Origin of the sequence: Flavobacterium sp. UBA4854, assembly GCF_002399805.1 — a bacterium.
GTDB classification, from domain to species: Bacteria; Bacteroidota; Bacteroidia; order Flavobacteriales; family Flavobacteriaceae; genus Flavobacterium; species Flavobacterium ginsengisoli.
In genome coordinates, this window is sequence record NZ_DHEI01000160.1 from 932 (window position 1) to 1742 (window position 811).

Sequence of the window (811 nt, forward strand, 5' to 3'; positions counted from 1 at the left end):
GATGGTATGCCGATCAGACAACTGCAACAGTCTTAAGCACTGGGGCTTCATACAGCCCTTCGCCAACAGCAACTACAACCTATTACGTTAGCGTAAGCGGTGATGGGGTTTGCGAAAACCTTCCGAACACCAGAAAAGCGGTGACGGTAACGGTAAATTCTTTAGGGCTAGCTTCAGATATTGCAGTTGATATATCGAACGCAACAATTTGTACAGGCGGTACATCAACAATTACTGCCTCAAGTGCGCTTAATAATCCGATATTCAATTGGTATCAGGATCCTAATTTATCCGTATTGCTTTATACGGGGGCAGTCTTTGTTACCCCTTCTTTAACTGCAAATACATCGTATTATGTTACGGTTCAGAATAATGCAGTTTGTGAAAATACTATAGGGAATGCCCTTAAAGTTGATATCAATGTTATCTTGTGTTCTGATATTGCTTTGACTAAAACGGCGAGTAATCTTTCTCCTTATGTAGGAGATCAAATTGATTTTACAATAACAGTAACAAACTTTGGGCCTGATGACGCAACAGGAGTAAGTGCAAATGATGTGCTTCCATCTGGCTTTACTTTCATCAGTGCAAACAACGGAGGTGTATTTGCAGGAAACACAATTACATGGCCAGTTTTGAATTTAGCATCTGGTGCTTCTACTCAGCTTACTTACATTGTTAAAATTAATGCTTCGGTTGGGATTGTAGATGAATATAAAAATGTGGCTCAAATAATTACTTCAGATAATTTTGATCCAAATTCAACTCCCAACAATAATGATCCTAGCGAGAACGATCAAGATAGCGTAAC

1 pseudogene is annotated in these 811 nt (G+C 39.2%); it reads left to right on the forward strand.

From position 1 onward, the window contains the following. Positions 1-811, forward strand: a pseudogene (locus tag B3J44_RS22925) (hypothetical protein); the annotation flags it as partial.